General features: G+C 52.3%; 12 protein-coding genes. 3 read left to right on the top strand and 9 right to left on the bottom strand.

Features of this window, described 5'->3' with window-relative positions; genetic code table 11:
* The first annotated feature begins 27 nt into the window (after positions 1 to 27).
* From KK062_RS04915 to KK062_RS04905, 3 genes are read left to right on the top strand one after another with little or no spacing between them, the layout of a single operon-like run.
* Positions 28 to 1566, top strand: a complete 1539-nt coding sequence (locus tag KK062_RS04915) for an FAD-dependent oxidoreductase (RefSeq protein WP_254083136.1) — start codon at positions 28 to 30, stop codon at positions 1564 to 1566.
* Positions 1567 to 1608: 42 nt separating this feature from the next.
* On the top strand, positions 1609 to 2316 hold the full coding sequence (locus tag KK062_RS04910; protein WP_254083135.1) for an endonuclease: 708 nt from the start codon (positions 1609 to 1611) through the stop codon (positions 2314 to 2316).
* Between the two features lie 52 nt (positions 2317 to 2368).
* Positions 2369 to 2950 carry a DUF4142 domain-containing protein gene (locus KK062_RS04905; RefSeq protein ID WP_254083134.1) on the top strand — a complete coding sequence of 194 codons (582 nt, stop codon included), beginning with the start codon at positions 2369 to 2371 and terminating at the stop codon, positions 2948 to 2950.
* 12 nt (positions 2951 to 2962) lie between these two features.
* Here the strand turns inward: KK062_RS04905 and treY are convergent, their stop codons facing one another.
* The 9 genes from treY to metH form a co-directional block, all read right to left on the bottom strand.
* Entirely contained in the window at positions 2963 to 7144 is a 4182-nt protein-coding gene (gene treY / locus KK062_RS04900) for a malto-oligosyltrehalose synthase (RefSeq protein WP_254083133.1), read from the bottom strand.
* 5 nt (positions 7145 to 7149) lie between these two features.
* Positions 7150 to 8979: a malto-oligosyltrehalose trehalohydrolase gene (treZ, locus tag KK062_RS04895; protein WP_254083132.1), complete on the bottom strand. Its 1830-nt coding sequence runs from the start codon at positions 8977 to 8979 to the stop codon at positions 7150 to 7152.
* Positions 8954 to 11134, bottom strand: a complete 2181-nt coding sequence (gene glgX, locus KK062_RS04890) for a glycogen debranching protein GlgX (protein ID WP_254083131.1) — start codon at positions 11132 to 11134, stop codon at positions 8954 to 8956. The genes treZ and glgX overlap by 26 nt, the downstream gene beginning before the upstream one ends.
* Positions 11124 to 12422, bottom strand: a complete 1299-nt coding sequence (locus tag KK062_RS04885; RefSeq protein WP_254083130.1) for a glycoside hydrolase family 57 protein — start codon at positions 12420 to 12422, stop codon at positions 11124 to 11126. Before KK062_RS04885 ends, glgX begins: the two co-directional genes overlap by 11 nt.
* A 386-nt stretch (positions 12423 to 12808) precedes the next feature.
* Positions 12809 to 13177 (bottom strand): nuclear transport factor 2 family protein, encoded by a 369-nt coding sequence (locus KK062_RS04880; RefSeq protein ID WP_254083129.1) that lies wholly within the window; start codon positions 13175 to 13177, stop codon positions 12809 to 12811.
* A gap of 113 nt (positions 13178 to 13290) precedes the next feature.
* On the bottom strand, positions 13291 to 15693 hold the full coding sequence (locus KK062_RS04875) for an ABC transporter permease (RefSeq protein WP_254083128.1): 2403 nt from the start codon (positions 15691 to 15693) through the stop codon (positions 13291 to 13293).
* Positions 15694 to 15859: 166 nt separating this feature from the next.
* Positions 15860 to 17305 carry a tetratricopeptide repeat protein gene (locus KK062_RS04870; RefSeq protein ID WP_254083127.1) on the bottom strand — a complete coding sequence of 482 codons (1446 nt, stop codon included), beginning with the start codon at positions 17303 to 17305 and terminating at the stop codon, positions 15860 to 15862.
* Positions 17306 to 17346: 41 nt separating this feature from the next.
* Complete coding sequence (metF, locus tag KK062_RS04865; protein WP_254083126.1) at positions 17347 to 18303, bottom strand: methylenetetrahydrofolate reductase [NAD(P)H]; 957 nt, start codon at positions 18301 to 18303, stop codon at positions 17347 to 17349.
* Between the two features lie 50 nt (positions 18304 to 18353).
* Positions 18354 to 21029, bottom strand: a complete 2676-nt coding sequence (metH, locus tag KK062_RS04860) for a methionine synthase (RefSeq protein ID WP_254083125.1) — start codon at positions 21027 to 21029, stop codon at positions 18354 to 18356.
* Positions 21030 to 21043 lie beyond the last annotated feature (14 nt).

Genomic DNA, 21043 nt, shown 5'->3' with positions numbered 1-21043 from the left:
AGTACCTATAAAAAAACAGACACTTTTATGATAGCACGTGACGGTTCATTTGTAAGCCTCTGGCAGGAAATGCCGGTCTACGGTTCCCTGCACCGGGCGCAGCAAGATACCTCCTACGATGTAGCCATTGTGGGCGGGGGAATTACAGGTATAACGACCGCCCTCCTGCTGCAGCAGGCCGGAAAGAGATGTATTTTGGTAGAGGCCGAGAATCTTGGCTTTGGCACAACGGGGGGTACGACGGCGCATTTAAACACGCTGCTCGACACACCCTATACGACGATCATCCAGAACTTTGGAACCTCCGGCGCGCAGTCCGTAGCGCGCGCGGCACGCGAGGCTGTCGATCTCATTCAACGGCATGTATCGACGTATGGGATTGACTGTGGCTTTGAAGAAGCCGCAGCGTATTTGTTTTCGCAGGATGAAAAGCAGTCGAAAGAGCTTCAGGATATTTTTGACGCGAGCCGCACGGTAGGGTTGGCGATACAGTACACCGACAGCATTCCACTGCCCATACCAATGCAGAAGGCTGTGCGTGTAGAACGACAAGGCAAGTTTCACCCCTTGCGCTATGTGCACGCGCTCGCCCATGCTTTCGAGGCGCTCGGCGGGGCGATCTTGCAATATGCGCCTGTGACAAAGGTTACGGAAGGAGATGTTGTTTTGATAGATGCCGGCGGGAAATCGATCCGTGCGCACAACCTGGTATATGCCACGCACACGCCGCCGGGGATAAACCTGCTGCACTTGCGCCTGGCTCCCTGGAGAAGCTATGCTATGGCCGTTACCCTGGCCGATGGCAAATACCCGGAAGGTCTTTGCTATGATATGTATGATCCTTACCATTACTACCGCACGCAGGTTGTCGACGGCAAGTCGTATTTGATTGCGGGTGGAGAAGATCACAAGACGGGGCACGAGGAAAATACGGAAAAGCGTTTTCGTACGTTGGAGGCACATGTTCGAAAATACTTTGCGGTTGAATCGATCGCGTATCAGTGGTCGTCTCAATACTTTGAACCCGTCGACGGATTACCGTATATCGGCAACCTGCCCATGCATGGAAACAATATCTATGTCGCCACGGGGTATGGCGGCAACGGTATGACCTATAGCACTGTCGCCGCAGGGATCTTGCGCGACCTGATCACGAAGCAAGAAAATGTATACCAGGAGCTGTTTAGTCCGTCGCGCATTAAACCGGTGGCAGGCTTTACAAGCTTTATGCAAAACAACCTGGATGTGGCGAAGAACCTGATCGGCGGTTGGTTTTCCTCGGAGGCCTTACAAGATCTGGCGAATCTTGCCCCCGGTGAGGGCAAGGTTGTAGAATACGAAGGCAAGTCGATCGCTTTGTCGCGCGACAGCGAAGGCGCGTTGCATGCCGTGTCGCCGACGTGCACACACATGGGATGCCATGTCGCCTGGAACCTTGCCGAGCAAAGCTGGGATTGCCCCTGCCATGGCGCGCGGTACTCGCCGGACGGAAAGGTGCTGACCGGCCCTGCGAGCGCAGACCTGGAGGTTGTGTCGCTACGCAGCGCGGTGGAGTCTAATTCGTAATACTGCCATGCTACTATGCCTGAAGGTCCGTCGATCGTCATATTGAAAGAAGCTGCCAATGTGTTTGTCCGAAAAAAAATACTGCATGCTTCTGGCAACACCAAGCAGTTTGATCCGGCGATGCTGGAGGGTAAATCTATTCGCAGCTTTAAAAGTTGGGGAAAGCATTTTCTAATTTGCTTCCCCTCCTTTACACTTCGAATTCATTTTTTGTTGTTCGGATCGTATCTCATCAACGAGCGAAAGGATAAAACTCCTCGCCTTAGCCTTCAATTCAAGCACGGCGAGATAAATTTTTATGCTTGCGCATTGCGCATGCTGGAAGAGCCGCTGGACGACCTCTACGACTGGGCGGCGGACGTGATGAGTGACCAGTGGGACCCGGCACAGGCACTGCAAAAGCTCAAGGACAATCCCGACATGCTGGTTTGTGATGCATTGCTGGATCAGTCTATCTTTTCGGGCTCCGGGAACATTATCAAAAACGAAGTGCTTTTCCGGACACATATCCATCCGCAAAGCCTTGTGGGAAAATTACCAGCGGTCAAGCGCCGACAGCTGGTCGACGAAGTGGTGCGCTATAGTTTCGATTTTTTGGCCTGGAAACGGGAGTTCACCTTACGAAAACACTGGCAGGCGCATACTAAGAAAACCTGCCCACGCGATGGGGCACCACTTCAAAAAGCGTATCTCGGCAAGACGAAGCGCCGCACGTTTTACTGTGACGTATGCCAGAAGTTATATGTTTAGCCATTTGTAAGTGGCATACTTTTTTAATTTTTCCATGGAAACATTATTCACTATGAATACGCGCATCTATCTATCCCTTGTCGCTTTCGCGGCCCTACTGTCCATCACCTCTTGTGGTAACAAGTCGCAAGACAGCACCGAGGTTGCCGAGGCGGAAAATGATAAAAAGCTCGACACGCTTGATCTCAAAGCCGACGGCGAGTTTGCCGTTACTGCGGCCGATGGTGGTATGCTGGAAGTTACGCTCGGTAAGCTTGCGCAGACAAAAAGCGCCGCGCCGGCGATTCAGGAACTTGGAAAAACTATGGAGCTGGACCACAGTAAAGCCAATGAAGAACTTAAGGCGTTGGCCGGACAAAAGAATATATCATTGCCTGATTCTTTAAGCGAAAAGAGTCAGCGTATGGTAGACGACTTGTCTCAGAAGACGGGAAAGGATTTTGACAAGGCTTATGCCGACATGATGGTGGACGATCACCAGAAGGATATCGACACCTTTCGAAAAGAATCTGAAAAAGGGAATGATGGCGATCTGAAGGCCTGGGCTACCGCCAAGTTGCCGATCCTGGCCCACCATCTGGAGATGGCAAAGCTGGCCCGTGAAACCCTCAAAGAAGAGAAGAAAGCAAATTAACTTTACCGGAGGCTAACCCCGGTTATAATACTTTGTCAGCATACGTAGCGACTCTTCCGTCGCTGCTGTTATGGCGTGGGGCTCCATGCGCCAGCGCCAATTCGCTCCTACCGATCCCGGGGTGTTCATGCGGGCGTCGCTGGCCAACCCGAGAATATCCTGCATGGGAATGATGGCCGTTTGTGCAATGGAAGCATGGGCAAGCCTGACCAGCGCGGAAGACACCGTGTTTACATCCGTCACGGTGGCGGTATACTCCACCACTGTCTTGCGAACCGCCGCATCCAGGTTCGTAAACCACCCACGTGTTGTGTCATTATCATGTGTGCCGGTGTAGACGATGAAGTTCGTGTTTTCGAAATTATGCGGCGCATAAGGTGACGACGGTAATTCCTCGCCAAATGCAAATTGAAGCACTTTCATGCCAGGAAATCCAAACGCATCGCGCAAAGCATACACATCCTCGGTTATTTCGCCCAAGTCTTCTGCTACGAATGGCAATTTTCCCAACGCGTGCCCTATTGTATGAAAAAAATCGGCCCCCGGGCCTTTTTGCCACTTTCCCCCTACTGCCGTTTCCGCATCGGCGGGCACTTCCCAATAGGATTCAAACGCACGAAAGTGATCCAGGCGGACCTGGTCGTAAAGCTCTATATTTTTACGTAAGCGATCAATCCACCACGTGTATCCCGACTCTTTCAGCTTGTCCCAACAATATACCGGCATTCCCCACAGCTGCCCCTGATCATTGAAATAATCAGGGGGTACGCCGGCGATATATTGCGGACGGAGCTGGTCATCCAAACCAAACAGCGTTGGGTTGGCCCAAACGTCGGAGGAGTCGTAGCTCATGTAAAATGGTATATCTCCCAGAAAGCGAATATCCAAACTACGGCAATAGGATTTTAGCCGCTTCCACTGACGGTCTACTATAAACTGTAACCACCGCGTTTTGTCCAGGCGGTCGGTATGCGCCTGGCAGAATTGCTGCAGCGCCTGGGGGTCGCGCGTTCTGAATTCCTGCGGCCAGGATGCCCAGCTCTTTTCATGTTGATGTTCGCGAAGTGCTTCGTAGGCCGAAAAGTCGTTTAACCACGCAGCCTGCGTTTTCACAAACGCGTCGAGCTCCTTGTGCAGTGCCGGGTAGTCTCCTGTTTTAAAGCGCGTCCAGGCACGGTCATACAACGGCTGTTTTATCTTCTTTACCGTAGCAAAGTCGATGGCTGCCGTGGCGGACACCTGCGACGCAGCCAGCTCGTCCGGCGTGAGCAGGCCGTCTTCTGCCAACAGCTCGGGACTAATGAGCCAGGGGTTTCCGGCCATGGCGGAATATGCACTGTAGGGTGACTCGTCACTACTTTGCGAGGTAGGGTTTAAGGGAAGAAGCTGCCACACTGTTTGGTGGGCGCGATACAAAAAGTCGGCAAAGGAATAGGCCTGCGGTCCCAGGTCACCGATACCAAACACGGATGGCAGCGACGTAATATGCAGTATGATGCCTGCACTCCGGCTGCTTGGCGGTGCGGAGGCACTTAATAAGCCTACGGGGCATATGGCGAGCACCTCCTTTACCTCGATGTATTTCGGTTGCTTTTTCTTCTCGCGCGTGAATACATTCAGCCATGTCTCCGGCGCATTCGGCGGCAGTTGCACACGGGTGTCCTGCCAATCTACAGGTTTGTCGGTGGCGTATAGTGGCGCGATCACGATGTATTGTGTCTTCTTATATTTTCGTGCAAAGGCAATTACGCGGTTACGATGTATACCTTCCACTACCAGTGGTATGTATTCACCGTGCGAAAAGACTTCTGCTGATGCGGACCGTTCGCGGAACAGGCAGGCAGTTAGCCAAAGCTTTATTCCCGCGTCGTGGCGGTCTTGCCAAAGCTGGCTCCAGATACCGGCAGGATCTTTGGCGGCAATTTCTTCCAGCGCCTCCAACCGCGTAAGACGGTGGTGATAGTCTACAGGACGGCGGTTGTCCGGATCGACCAGGCTCAGGTCCCACAGCTCACAACCCTGGTATACATCCGGAACGCCGGGACAAGTGAATTTCAGCAATACCTGGGAGAGTGTATTTTGTATACCCGCTTCCGCCACGCGCGCGGAGAACGTGCGGAAGGATTTCTGCCAGGCGCCTTGCTTTGCCAGTAGCCCCGTGGTGAATTCTTTAACAGCTTCTTCGTAGGCCTCGTCAGGTGCGGCCCAATCGGTACGGCGTTTGGCTTCCCGGAATGCTTTTGTGAAATAGGCTTCGAGTCGCTCGGGGAACTGTGCGTCGGACGATTGTGCCCCGATAAGGGTTTGGTATATAAAATACTCGTCGTTTGCATCCGGGCAGCCTTTTTCGCGAAGGGCTGCGTTTTGTTTCTGCCAGGTGCGCACTGCCTCTACCCAATCGCCGGCCAGGGCCGCCAATCCATTGAGGCGCGCCCGCACGTCTTCGCCCCGTTTGGTATCGTGCGTGGAAGTAGCATTTAAGGCCAGCGGCCAGGCTTCCTGCCGGTGTCTCATGATGTTGTGAAACGCTTCTACCGGCAGGCCAAAATATTCAGGCGAGTCGCCTACATCGTTGTGCCCCAGGAAGCGATTATAGGTATACATGAGCGTGTCTTCTACGCCTTTGGCCATGAGCGGACCCGCAAACTGCATGCAGCGAAGAAAGAAACGGATGGCGCGTATATTGTATTCTTCGTCGCCTTCTTTCGTCGCTTCCAGTAGCGCCTGCTCCAACAAACCAACGGCCGGAGCAAGTTGGGGCAAGTCCTGTTGTATTTCCTGGAACAATGCGCGGAGCTGATGTTCGTCTGCCGGGGCCAGCGGAACCTTGTTGCTATACGCACGGTACGTCGGGAAGCGGATCAACAGTTCCGCCAGACACGACTTGAGGTCTTCCGTCGAGACTTGTTCACGCCGTTCTTTCGGAATCAAGTTCAGCTCCAGTAAGAAGCCGGAGAGATTATTGAGCTCGCCCACCATATGGCGAAAAAGAATATTGGCTTTTTTGGCGCGAACCTGGCCACGGATGGCCGGGTCGTCGGGTACGACCGTGCTATAGAATGCCGAGAGTGGTTTTTCCGATTCGGGGGGTGTCAGCAGGTTGTTAACCCAGGCCAGAAATTCATACCCTGTGGTTCCCTGAATGGGCCACGCCGGAAGATCCTCGTTCAGCTGCAGGATCTTTTCGGCTACGATGTACGTATCCTCTCCTACCAGCGCGCGGAGGCGTTCGAGGTATTGCGTAGGGTCGTACAAACCATCGATGTGGTCCAGCCGCAATCCCTGAAATATACCGTCTTCGACGTATGTTTTTATCAGCATATGGTAGTGCTCGAACACTTTCTCATATTGCATATTCAGGCCGATCAGCTCGTTTACCGTGAAGAAGCGTCGGAAAGTTATGCGCTCATCGGTCTGGTGCCAGGCATTGAACACATAGTTCTGTTCGGCGGCAACGGTTCGTAAGAGCTCCTTATCGTCGTTGACCGCGAGGATGCGTTGCTCGATATATTCCAGCATGTCTTCCCGCCGGGTGAGCGCGTCGAGCTGCAAGATCAGCTCATGCCACCGCAGTGTATAAGCTACAGGCTCTTCGATCGTGTGCAATTCATCGATCTGGCTGATGAACAGATTTATCGCGTCAGGCATATCCGCGCTCTGCAAGATCGATGTATACGAGCGCGGATGCAGTGGATAGGCGTTGTCGTAGTATTTAAATACCAGCCGCTGTTCCGCTCGTGTCACCTGAAGCTCCTGGTTGAACAGGACATCTTCCAGCGAAGCCCCGAGGATGGGGACGGTGAGACGTCCGTGAAAAAGCTCACTTGACCAGGCCTGGTCGAAGAACGACTCGTAGACCGAGTTCCGGCCTTTCTCGAGTACATCCATCAGCCAGATGTTTTCGGGATGGTAGGCCATGTGGTTGGGTACGATGTCCTGCAACCAGGAGATGCCGGCTTCACGCAACGTTTTGCTGATGTTGCGTAGCTGGCTGTCCGTACCGATCTCGGGATTGATGCGGTGCGGATTGATCACATCGTATCCATGCATACTTCCGGGCACCGCTTCGAAGATAGGTGATGCATATACCGTTTTTACGCCCAGCTTTTGCAGGTACGGTATAATCTTTTCAAAATCGGTGAAATTGAATTTCTTATGAAACTGTATGCGGTATGTGGCAACCGGATTAAACATAAGTCTTAGCGCAAGTATAGTATAAACGATTCAGGCTGTAGAATAACATTACCACCCGCGGGTGGCAGGGTACCCGGCCCACCCCACCGGGTGTCGGCGGAGTTGAGCACGCAATTCCAGGGGACGTCTGACTCCAGGGGGACCGACTGCGGGGCGGTTGAGAAATTGAAGAGACACAGCGCATGTTCCTGTTCACACCAGCGGTCAAGCCGCAGTGTTCTGGTCTCCTCCTGTGCGGCGACAGCAAGTTGGCTCCTATTCGTGGACCGCAATGCTATCGAGCTTTTACGGATGGCAATCAAAGTCTGATAGAACGCAAACATCGTCTTATGTCGCGGTTCCTGTACGCGCGACCACTCTAATTTCGATTGTTGGAACGTCTCCGCGGCTTGCGGATCCGGCGCCTCTCCTTCATTATGAAAAGCGGCAAATTCAGCTTTGCGCCCTTCCCGCACGGCGTCAATCAACTCTTTCTCGCCATGGCTCACGAAGTATAAAAACGGGTTGGTCTCGGCATACTCTTCGCCCATAAACAGCAGCGGCACGAAGGGGCTAAGCAATGTACTGGCGGCAAGCACCTTCAACATTTCGAAACTTACGAGGCTGCTGGTACGCTCACCGAGCATGCGGTTGCCCACCTGATCGTGATTTTGCGAGAAGACGACAAATCGATCGCTGGGATGTCCGTCTGTCTTTACGCCGAACGATCGCCGCCGGTGCTCGGAATACATGCCGTCGTATACATACGCATCGCGATAAGCTTTTGCCAGGTGGGTAATGCCTTTAAAATCGGAGTAATATCCGGTGGTGGGCTGGCCTGTCGTTACGCGAAGGGCGTGGTGGAATTCGTCTACCCACTGAGCGTGCATGCCATATCCCTGCCGGTCAAGCGGGTCGATGAACCGCGTGTCGTTCAGGTCAAGCTCTACAATGAGGTAATGTTTACGGCCGGTTTGCGTCATCAGCTCATCGACATGCTCGCGTATTTCACGCAGGATATGTTTCGGGCTGAAGTCGCGGATGGCGTGTACTGCATCCATACGCAGGGCATCGATGTGGAAGTCGCGAAACCACATGAGAACATTCTCAATAAAATAGCTTCGTACGGCGTCGGAGCCTGCGTCGTCGAAATTGACGGCATCACCCCACGGAGTTTTGTACTTGTCGGTAAAATATTGTCCGATGGATGGCAGGTAATTGCCTTCGGGGCCGAAGTGGTTGTACACCACGTCGAGGACTACGGCGATACCTTGTGCGTGGCATGCGTCAACAAGCTTTTGCAAGCCTTCCGCGCCGCCGTATGACGACTGCACGGCAAATGGGAATACACCGTCGTACCCCCAGTTCCGGTCGCCTGGAAACTGTGCCACAGGCATAATCTCTATCGCCGTAATCCCGAGCTCACGCAGGTACGGTAATTTTTCTTCGATGCCCTGAAAGGTCCCGACGGTTGAAAATGTGCCGGTATGGATCTCATAAAAAATATATTCTGCCAGCGCAGGATTCACCCACGTCGCGTCAGTCCAGGGAAACTTCTCTATGTTACGTACACGTGATGGCCCATGCACTCCCTCGGGTTGATCGAGCGAAGCTGGATCGGATACTATTGTTTTTTGGTCGAGTTGAAACTGGTAGGTATCGCCTTCCTGTAATGTATTCGTCGACAGTTCCCAAAAGCCATACGGCTGTTGTTGCAATGGCTCAACGGCTTTGTCCGCGCCCCGCAGGAGCACTACTGCTTTTGCCTGCGGGGCCCAAAGGCGTATGGATGCCGTGCCAGAGGATTCGAACGTGACACCAATCGAACGTTTATGAATTTTTACCGGCGCTATCATACACAATCTTATGCTCGAGCAACATGATGGATCGGCTTTCTACCTGGATGCTCTCGTCGGGGGCATGCCGGCTACGCGCGCCAATCTTGCCATCGACTGTGTTCAATACCTGCACCCAGTCTTTTCCATACTTTGCTGGCGGAAGTTTAAATTCCACCGGCTCGTGGTGGGCGTTGAAGATGACATAAAAACTGTCATCCACGATCTGCTCCCCTTTGGGTCCGGGAGTATGTATACCCCTACCGTTCAGAAATATCGCGAGTGTTTTGGCATAGCCATTGTTCCAGTGCTCCTCGCTCATTTCTGCACCATCGGGGAGAAACCAAACGATGTCCTCGAGGCCAGTACCTTTTATGGGCTGTCCCTGGAACCAGCGGCGACGGCAGAACATAGGGTGCTCTTTCCGGAGCTGTATGACGCCCTGGGTGAACTCCAGCAAGTCTCTGTCGGCACGCTCCCAGTTTGTCCACGATATTTCGTTGTCCTGACAGTAGGCATTGTTGTTGCCCCGCTGCGTGCGGCTGATCTCATCTCCGGCCACCAACATCGGCACACCCTGTGACAAGAATAGCGTCGTTAAGAAATTTCGCTTCTGGCGTTGCCGTAGGGCATTCACGACGTCATCGTCGGTGTCGCCTTCGGCGCCGCAGTTCCAGGAGCGATTGTGACTTTCACCGTCGTTGTTATCCTCGCCGTTGGCTTCGTTGTGTTTCTCGTTGTACGACACAAGATCGTTTAGCGTAAAGCCATCGTGCGCCGTAATGAAGTTGATGCTCGCGGTGGGGTTTCTATAGCCTCCGCCGTAAAGGTCGGAGCTGCCTGTGAACCGTTGTGCAAACTCGCCGAGTATACTGTCCTCGCCACGCCAGTAGTCGCGAATACAATCACGGTATTTGCCGTTCCACTCAGCCCAGCCGGGCGGAAAGTTTCCGACCTGGTAACCACCTTCGCCAATGTCCCAGGGCTCGGCAATGAGCTTTACTTGTGATATGACGGGGTCCTGGTGAATTATATCAAAGAAGGCGCTTAGCTTGTTTACTTCGTGAAGCTCACGTGCCAGTGTAGAAGCGAGGTCGAACCGGAAGCCGTCTACGTGCATGTCGAGTATCCAATACCGCAGGCTGTCCATCATGAGGCGCAGTACGTTCGGCAGATTCGCGTTCAGTGTATTGCCTGTGCCCGTATAATCAAAATAGAACCGTTTGTCTTCTGCCAACCGGTAGTAGCTGGCATTATCGACACCTTTAAACGACAGGGTTGGGCCCAGCTGGTTACCTTCAGCCGTATGGTTGTAAACCACATCGAGAATTACTTCGATGCCTGCTTTGTGCAGGTCTTTTACCATTTGCTTAAACTCGTTGACCTGCTCGCCTAATACACCGCTACCGGAGTACCGAACCTCCGGTGCAAAGAAGCCAATGGTATTATAGCCCCAGTAGTTTGTCAATCCCTTTTCTACCAGGTGCCGATCGGCAATGAAGTGATGCACGGGCATGAGCTCGATGGCCGTTATGCCCAGCTTCTGCAAATATCCGATTGCAGCCGGGTGGCCGATGGCCGCATAGGTACCCCGTATTTCCTCCGGGATCTCAGGGCACAGTTTTGTAAACCCGCGGACATGCGCCTCGTAAATGATGGTTTTGTGATAGGCTATCTTGGGCGCGCGATCTCCCTCCCAGTTAAATTCCGGATTAACGACCACACATTTCGGTAGATATGGTGCACTGTCCGTTTCGGACATACTCAGGTCTTCGGCCTCGTTACCGGTTTCGTATCCAAACAGCGCGTCGCTCCATTCAATCTTCCCTGCAATGGCTTTTGCGTACGGGTCAATTAACAGCTTCGCTGGGTTAAAACGGTGGCCGGCGGCCGGATCATACGGCCCGTGCACACGATAGCCATATAACTGCCCAGGCTTCGCATCGGGGATATATACGTGCCATATCTGTGCCGAGCGTTCGGTGACGGGTATTCTGGCAGCTTCCGTCTCGTCTTTTGAATCGTTAAATAAACAAAGCTCTACGCCCGTAGCATTTTCGGCATACAGGGCGAAGTTAACGCCTTTGCCGTCCCAGGTGGCTCCCAGGGGATATGGACTTCCGGGATATACTTTTGCCTTAACTTTTTTTATTACTTCGGGTTCCTTAATGTTCATACGTGTTCTGCAGGGTCATCGCCCATGTGGGCATGTGAATCTCTCTTCTATCGGCTTCTGAGCGAAGGGCACCTTCTTGCTGTTCGGTTACGGGTGTGCGTTCGTATTTGCTCAACTGATACGAAAAATCGTTCAGAATATTCATGTAGTTCATGAAAGCTTCATACGGAGACGAAAACGGACTGAAGTAAGCGTGCACTTCGCCATCATTACTCTTTTTAGTCGACATGTAATAAAAGTGGTCGCTCGCTTGCAGCCAGCGCCAACGCTCGAGTATTTCGGCGTTGTCTGTACTTTTAACTTCCTGCTCCATGCGCAGCATGGTTTCAAAGGCGTCGCGTTGCATATCATTTCCCAGCCAGGCGGAAAGGTCACGTTCTTCGTCCGCCCAGGATATATAGGAAGGTACTGAAAGACTACCGATGGCGGGTGTGCGTGCGATAATCTCTGACGGTGTAGACAATGTAAAGTGATGTTGCTTGATTACAGTCAGTAAAAACTTATCGAGGAATTTGAGGATGCTTTCGTGCCGTTGATGCTCGCCGAAGGTTTCATAGTCCATGCCGAGCACGACCAGCTGTTCGTGTGTTGGGATGCCATTCAGCCAGGACATGTATTTTTCCACTGACAGCGGCTGGTTGTTCTGGAAGAACCGGAACGCGATGTCGTCGCTGAGCCGATAATTACGCAGCAAAATCTTCAGGCCGGTCTGATCGGGGTGTTGATACAGGTAATGCGGGTTACGCCCATGCAATATTTTCTCTACACCGTCAGTAAAGATGCCGGTGAAGCCCAGTGCTTCCACTCGCCGACCGATGTCGTCGCTATAGATGAGCTCCGTGTTGCGAAATACGGTGGGGCGTACGCCAAAGTACTCATGAAGCTTGGCCACGTGGTCAAGCACCTGTACTTCGAACTCATCGCCCGGCATCATGCAGGCCAAAGAATGCTGGTCGGTCTCCGCCAGAAATTCTACGCTGCCGGTAGCGGCCAGGGCCCTAAAGCTATCCAACACTTCGGGAGCGTATTCTTCAAATTGATCCAGGGCCATTCCGGAGATCGAAAATGTGATCTTGATTTCGGGATGTTTCTGAATAAGCTTTAGCAATAAGGCATTGGTAGGCAAATAGCTTTGGCGCGCTACGCGCTGGACGATGCTGCGATTGAGATCATCATTAAAGTACTCACCTTGTGAACCGATATCAAAAAAACGGAATGGCCGGAGGCGGCGTGGTTGGTGTACTTGAAAGTACAATACTAATTCCTGCGTGGGTCGTGCGTTAGGCATAGCGTTCATGGTGTCACAATTATTATTGTTTCTCTGATGCTTCTGATGAGGAAAAAACTCCCCACCGCTCTATATAGCGGTTTCCGATGTACCTACCGGATTTTACAGGTAAAAGTGTACGCTCAGCACTCTCTGCCGCGCGAGATTGCTGGCGTTTAGTCAATGAAATACTGGGGGCGGAAGGATTCCGGCCGGAGATCGTTGCTTTCATAAAAAGAGTTATTAAGAGCTTGATTGAATGCAAACAATAGATAAAAACCTATGCCTGTGGAATGCACGGGACAGGCGCTGTTTTCACGCTGCGAATAGTATTAGAAATGTAGTTGGAAAACGGGCGAAATCCTACGGGAATCCCCGGAAGAATATCACGTCAACAGGTGTAGATTTTATGCTGTGACAGGAATAACACGCATGGCGCGGATATAGCCATCCTCAAACCAGAATACGTGTTGAACATTCTTTATGGATATTATATTTCCCAAAAGATCACGGATGATCTGGTGCACTTCCACAACGACCTGGCCAGACTCCGTGGCATCAACCTGGACCGGTTGCAGGTGCGGATCAATATACTCCCATTGTCTCTGCCAATATTGACGAATCTCTTCGTGACCCGAAGCAAACCCGCCCTCCATGCCGTTCGCCCAGCTCACGTCCGGGTGCATGTACTCCATGAGGGCGTCGATATCGCGGGCATTAATAGAATCGTACGTTTTGTACAAAAGGGTCTTCCGGTCGGTTAGCAGCGTAGTCATAGGAAGAGGCATTTACCGAAGATGCCTCTTCTCTCCTCTTCCAGCAACGGAATTGCCACGAATGAACCATTCCGGCGATAACTGTTGCCTAAACACGGTCCACGGCCCCGGCTTTATTCATACCGGAGCGATTTGGCGGGGTTGACGCGCGCCGCTTTCAGCGTGTGTATGCCCACGGTCAGCAACGCTACGATCACGACCCCCACACTGGGCAATGCAAAAATCCACCAGGTTAAGGGAATGCGGTAGGCGAAGTCCTCCAGCCAGGCATTCATCACACTCCAGGACAACGGTATCGCCAGGGCAATGGCGATGATCAGGAGTATGAGATAGTCCTTGCTCATCAGGCGCAGGATGCCCGGTACGGAGGCGCCCAGTACTTTCCGTACGCCGATCTCCTTGGTTCGTTGAATGGCGGTGAGCGAGGAGAGGCCGAACAACCCCAGGCAGGCGATAAAGATGGCCAGCCCGGAGAATACGCTAAAGACACTCCGGAACTGTTTATCGGACTGGTATTGCTGCTCGTAATGCTCGTCGAGAAAGAAATGGATGAATGGATTGCCGGGGAACACCGACTTCCACTCTTCTTCGAATCGCACAAGCGATTCTTTGACGTTGGCAGTATTGAACTTGATGGAATACAATCCCCCGGGGGCACTGTTATACCGGAAGACGAGCGGGTCGTAGGCCTTCTTGAGCGACTCCTGGTGATAGTCTTTTACAACACCCGCTATACGGAAGGTATCGCCCCAGAAAAAGATCTGGTCGTTGAGCGCGTCTTCGATCTTCTTAAAGCCCATGAGGCGTGCAGCCGATTCATTCAGCAGCACATTTTTGTCTTCCTTTTGGTTGGCGTCGGAGAATCCGCGTCCCGCCGCTACCTCCAGTCCATAGGCCTTGATAAAGCCGCCGTCCATCATGATGACACGGTATTGTTTGGCGTCTTCATCGGTCTGGCTAAGGGTACGGATGCCACCGGCATTCCAGCCGGGTTGCCGGCCGGGCACTTCCGTCGATGCGCAGACGCTTACCACTTCCGGGTACTGGTTAATGCGCTCCTTAAACACCTGGAACTTGTCTTTATAGGTCGAGTCGACGATGTTGGGGGAGCGAATGACTACGGTCTGTTGTATATCAACTCCCAGTTCCTGGTCTTGCATAAAGCTGATCTGCCGGTACACGGTAAAAGTCCCCACGATCAACGTGACGGATGCCATGAATTGTACCACGACCATGCCCTTTCTAAAGAACACACCTTTTGTTGTATTCTTAAATCGTCCCTTTAATACTTCCACCGGGCGGTAGGCCGACAGCACAAAGGCCGGATACAAGCCGGAGATAACGGCTCCCATGATGATCAACGCAACCGTCCCGCCCCAGAAGGATGGTTGCTGAAATAGTGTATAGCCAATTTCGCGGCCCGTCAATGTGCTGAACGACGGCATCAGTGCGACGGCCAATAAAATGGCGAGTAATACCGCCACTACATTGAGAAGCAATGATTCGAACAAAAACTGCTGTACCAGTTGCCAGCGGAATCCGCCTAGTACTTTTCGTACGCCCACTTCGCGCGCACGCTCGACTGATTTTGCTGTGGACAGGTTTATATAGTTGATCCAGGCGATGATCAGGATCAGCACCGCGACGATGGAAAGGAAATAAGTAGCCTGACGATCGCCGTTGGTCTTAAACTCGCCGATGAAGTTGGAATCCAGGTGAATGCCGGTGATGGGCTGAAGATGGAACTTCATGTCGGCATTATATCGTTTCAGCTCTTCGCCTACTTTCTTTTGAGTATACGCCGGCAACTTGGCCTCCAATGCGTTTGCATCGGCGCGCTCATCTAACAGAATGTATGTCATAAATCCATCCCACATCCACGAGAGCATTGGATCGTTTTGCAACTTTTCCAGGCTGCCAAAAGAAAAAAGTGCCTGGATCTGCATATGCGAGTTGATGGGGAGATCGTCAAACACGCCTGTGACCTCATACTCCGTCCGTCCGTTGTTCTTCATGACCTTTCCTACCGGGCTTTCGTCTCCAAAGTATTTCTTCGCCAGGCTTTTTGAGATCACCATCTGAAATGGCTTTTTTAATACGGATGAATCCTGGCCTTCCAGTAGCTTGATGGAAAATATGCGGAAGAAGTCTTCGGATGCAAAGAATACGTTCTCTTCTTTGAAGTATACATCGCCGTGAGACAGCAGCGCGTTGGTGCCGGAAAGCCGTACATAACGCTCTACCTCGGGGAAGTCGGCTTTTACGTCAGGTCCGATGCCAGCGCACCCGGATGCCCACCGCGTAGCGAGCTCACCTTTATCATACCGGTCCAACTGTACGCGAAATATGCGGTCCTTTTTGTCATGGAAATCATCGTAGCTGAACTCATGAAGCACATATTGTGTGATGAGCATACATGCCATCATGCCAATGGCCAGGCCGAGGATATTGATCGCGGTAAATCCCTTGTTGCGTGATATGTAGCGCAACACCGCTGTGAAGTAATTTTTGATCATAGGCAGAGCAGACGTTAACAGGTATACCGGCCCTGGGCCGAAAGGTTACACCCCATTGCGGCAAGTACGATGCCATATCCAAGGCGCCTAAAATCGATCTAATGCGCGGCTTTGTGTTACGATGCGGGCCACAAGTGGACACTATTTGTCCGTCCACGGACGGTGACTAGATTCGTTTGGTGCTTTCCAGCTTGCGGTTGATGATGCGGATAACCTCGTCCAACTCGTTGGCAGCCTCTTGCAAACGGAGAATGATCTCTTCATGTTCGTGGCGCAGCTCCTGAATTTTCGCCAGCTCAACCAGGCCTAATATCCTGGCCAGGGGGCCGCGTACTTCGTGCGCCGTGAAAAATGCATATTCCAACAGGCGTTGATTTTTAGCAGCGATCTCTTCGGTCCGCTCGTGCACCATGGACTCCAGGTTTTCGTTCATCTGGTTTATCTCGCGGTTGAGCTTCAGTAACGTTTCCTTGGCGTCCGCGTTGCTCTTGTTCAATCCATAGAATTTATAGCCTAGCATGATCGCCAGAATCAATATCAGGCTTACACCGGCAATGGCGATGTACTGCCGGCGCACGATGCGCTTTTGGAATCCCAGCTCCTGCTCTTTCTTTTCAAATTCGTAAATCACCTGTATGGTGGCAATCTGTTCTTTGCTTTGACGGCCAAAAATCTCTTGCTCGATGGCGGCCAACGCGCGGGTATAGTACAAGGCCGAGTCAAGGCTTCCTGTCTTTTCAAAACACGTCGCCAGGAAGCGCATGGCTTCGACTTCTTCCCGCCGGATGTCGTGCCGATGGGCGACGGCAATGGTAGCGCGCAGATAATGACAGGCAGAGTCATATTGTTCGCCCGCGAGGAACAGCTCCCCAAACTTTTTGTATGATGCGGCAATCTGCAGGTAGTCTTCTATGCGTTGTGCCTGCTGCAGGCCTTGCTTATAGAACGCGGTTGCTGTCGGAAAGTCTTTTTGTCGTGCATATACCTCCCCGATCTGCAGCAACGCATGGCTGATGCCGATCTCATCGTGTAGTCCCTTATATCGTTCCAGGGCGGTTTGCCCGGCTTCCAGTGCTTGTGAGTATTTACCTGTATGGGTATAGTAGTCCGTCACCGACAGCAGGGAGTTTGCAACGCCCAGGCTATCGCCCAGTTTTCGTTTCAACTCGATAGACCGTCGCGCGAATTTATAGGCTTGCTCGTACTCCTTGTTGAGGTTAAAGATGAGCGCCAGGTTATGCAATATCTTCGCCTCGCCTGCGAAGTCTTTCAGCTCTTCGTAGAGTTTGAGGGATTGGTAATAATATTCGATGGCAACGGTGTATTCGCTTCGGATATAATAGATTACACCGGCAATCTTGAGTGCATCGGCAAGACCTTTTTTATAGTGTGCCTCGCGTGCACGCAGAATTGATTCTCGCACGGTTTTCTCTGCTTCCTGTACGGAGGTGCGGGTGTAATACGTGGCGATATCATTGAGTTGGTCGATTCGCCGAAGCGGATCGCCTACCGCAGGCAATGATTTCAGGAGTGAATCTATCTTACTCTGCTGGGCGAAGCCGGTAACCGACAGGCCCAAAACACTTAACACAAGTACAGCAAAAATCTTCATCAGAACACAATACCAGCAGGCAAACCAACCGCTAATATAGGTTAAAATAATTCTTTTGCTATACGATAGATCGGATCGGATTTTCCCATCGAATAAAAATGGAGGGTTGGAACACCCTTTTTAATCAATTCTTTCGATTGCTCGATACACCAGGCAATTCCCAGTTCTTTTACAGCAGCGTTGTCTTTACACTTCTCCGCTTCATCGACAAGTGCCTCTGGTATATCGATGTTAAATGTTTTCGGCAGAATGGTCAACTGCCCTTTGCCCGTGAGCGGTTTGATACCTGGAATGATCGGCACATGGATGCCGGCCTCCCGGCAACGGTCCACAAACTCAAAGTATTTCTGGTTATCAAAAAACATCTGCGTGACCACATACTGTGCTCCCATGTCTACCTTAAGTTTCAGGTATTTGAGGTCGGTCTTCAGGTTCGGGGCATTGAAGTGCTTCTCGGGATAGCCGGCCACACCGATGCAGAAGCCTGTCGGCGCGGCCGTTTCAAGCTCTTCGTCGAGGTATATGCCGCGGTTCATTTTTACCACCTGTTCGAGCAGCTCAGACGCATAGCGGTGGCCGTCGGGCTCGGGGACAAATTTCGCTTCGCTTTTGATGGCATCACCCTGCAACAAGAGGACGTTGTCAACGCCCAGGAAGTGCAGATCGATCAGCGCGTTTTCGGTCTCTTCACGGCTAAAGCCGCCACATATGATGTGTGGGACTGTATCGATCTTGTAGTGGTTCTGTATGGCCGCACAAATGCCGACAGTGCCGGGGCGTTTGCGGGTCGTGCTCTTTTCGAGCAGTCCCCCGTCCTTCTTTTTGTATACGTACTCTTCGCGGTGATAGGTAACATCTATGAACGGCGGCTTGAACTCCATGAGCGGGTCGATGTTACTAAACAGGTTCTTAATGTTCTCGCCTTTCAGCGGCGGCAGAATCTCTAGCGTAAATAACGTCTTTCCGTTAGCGTTTCGCAGGTGGTCAATGACCTTCATAGCTCAGATTATTTTTTCGTTTTTGGAGTTATAGCGACGGCGAAGTGTCCTTACAAGTCGTAGCTCAGGTTGGGTGACAGCCATTTTTCGATTTCTTCCACCGGCATATTCTTGCGTCGGGCATAGTCTGTTACCTGGTCTTTTTCAATTTTTCCGAGGCCGAAGTATTTCGAGTCGGGGTGAGCAAAATAAAAACCGCTTACGGCGGCTGCCGGATACATGGCATACGATTCTGTGAGCTGAATGCCCACCGGCTCGCAATCCAGTATAGTAAACAGCAGCTTCTTCTCGGTATGGTCGGGACATGCCGGGTAGCCCGGGGCGGGCCGGATGCCTTTATACTTCTCTTCTATCAGGTCTTCGTTTGACAGCGTCTCGTCTTGCGCATAGCCCCAGTACTCTTTACGCACCTTTTGGTGCAGCAGCTCGGCAAAGGCTTCGGCCAACCGGTCGGCCAGGGCCTTTGCCATGATCTCGGAGTAGTCGTCTTGCTCGGCTTTGTGGCGCTCGACCAGTTTCTCCAATCCAAGGCCGGTCGTGACGGCAAACATGCCGAAGTAATCTTTGCCCTGTTGGGGCGATACAAAGTCCGACAGGCAGAAGTTGGGCAGGCCTTGCGCTTTCTTGTTTTGTTGTCGCAGGAAATGGAAGGTAGCAAACGGCGTGGCATCACCTTGCGACCGGAATAAATCGACGTCATCGCCCGTATTGACGGCCGGAAAGAATGCCAGCACACCGTTGGCTTGCAAGCTTTTATCGCGGATGATCTCGTCGAGCATCTTGTTGGCGTCAACGTACAGCTTCCTGGCTTCTACTCCCACGACGGAGTCTTCGAGAATGCCGGGGTAGCGGCCCGCGAGCATCCACGTCTGGAAGAATGGCGTCCAGTCGATATACGGACGGATCTCCTCCAGCGGATAGGCTATCAGCTCCTTTCTACCGGTGAACGTAGGCGTGGCGTATTGCGTCGTGTTCCAATCAATCTTTACCGGATTTTTCCGGGCCTCTACCAGGGGGATATAATTCTTTGTCTGTTTTCTGCTTTCGTGATCGACCCTCAGTTTAGCATATTCATCCTTCATCTTTTTCTGGAAGGATGCGCGCGTTGTCGTGCTGATTAACTCGCTGGCTACCGGCACGGAGCGGGAGGCGTCGAGTACGTGTACGACGGGACCGTCGTACACAGGATCGATCTTTACGGCTGTGTGGATGCGGGAGGTGGTCGCGCCACCGATCAACAACGGCAGGGTCATTTTCTCCCGTTGCATCTCGCGGGCTACATGCACCATTTCGTCCAGGGAGGGTGTGATCAGGCCACTGAGGCCGATGACGTCTACCTTTTCACGACGGGCAGCCTCGAGAATTTTCTCCGGGGGCACCATGACGCCGAGGTCTACCACATCGTAGTTGTTACACGCCAGCACCACGCCGACAATGTTCTTGCCGATGTCGTGTACGTCGCCTTTTACCGTCGCCATTAATACTCTGGCTGCCGCCTGGTGGGTGGTGCCATTGAGTCGCTTTTCTTCTTCGAGGTATGGCGTGAGGTAGGCTACGGATTTTTTCATCACGCGCGCACTCTTCACTACCTGTGGCAAGAACATTTTGCCCGCACCGAAGAGGTCACCCACGACGTTCATGCCGGCCATGAGGGGGCCTTCGATGACAAACAAGGGTCGGCCATATTTTTGCCGGGCTTCTTCGGTATCATGGTCTATGAAGTCGATAATACCTTTTACCAGGGCATGTGTGAGCCGTTCTTCTACGGTACCTTTTCGCCACTCGTCGTCCTGCTCTTTCTTTTTGGCCGAGCCCTTTACCGTCTCTGCAAGCTCCAACAGGCGCTCCGTTGCATCGTCGCGGCGATTCAGTAATACATCTTCGACACGTTCCAGCAGCTCTTTGTCGATCTGGTCATATACCTCCAGCATGGTAGGGTTTACAATGCCCATGTCCATGCCGTTGCGGATGGCGTGGTAGAGGAAGACGGAGTGCATGGCTTCGCGTACCTTCTGGTTACCGCGAAAGCTGAACGAAACGTTACTCACGCCACCGCTTACGTGCGCCCCGGGCAGGTTTTCGCGGATCCATTTGGTGGCGCGAAAAAAGTCTATGGCATAGTTCCGGTGCTCGTCGATACCGGTTGCTACCGGGAAGATGTTGGGGTCGAAGATGATGTCCTGCGGCGGAAACTTTACCACGTTGACCATGATGTCGTAGGCGCGCTTGCAAATGGTTATGCGGCGGTCATAGGTATCGGCCTGGCCTTGCTCGTCGAATGCCATCACAACTACTGCAGCGCCATAACGTTTTACCAATTTGGCCTGACGGATAAAATCTTCTTCGCCTGATTTGAGACTGATGGAGTTTACAATGCCCTTGCCTTGCAAGCATTTTAACCCGGCTTCGATCACGTCCCATTTGGACGAGTCGACCATGACAGGTATGCGGGCGATCTCGGGCTCGGAGGCCATGAGGTTGAGGTATCGCACCATGGCCGATTTGGCATCGAGCATGCCTTCGTCCATGTTTACGTCGATTACCTGGGCACCGCCCCGCACCTGATCGAGCGCTACTTCGAGCGCTTCTTCGAACTTATCTTCCTTGATCAGTTTCAGGAATTTGGCGGACCCCGTGACGTTGGTCCGCTCGCCGATATTGACAAAGTTGGATTGAGGTGTAATTTCAACGGCTTCGAGACCGCTGAGTTTCAGTCGATAGTTCATAGTCAATTATCCAA

This window comes from Dawidia cretensis, assembly GCF_018598175.1.
GTDB lineage: Bacteria > Bacteroidota > Bacteroidia > Cytophagales > Cyclobacteriaceae > Ohtaekwangia > Ohtaekwangia cretensis.
Note: the sequence above shows the minus strand (reverse complement) of the source record. Positions and strands in the feature narration are given on the sequence as shown.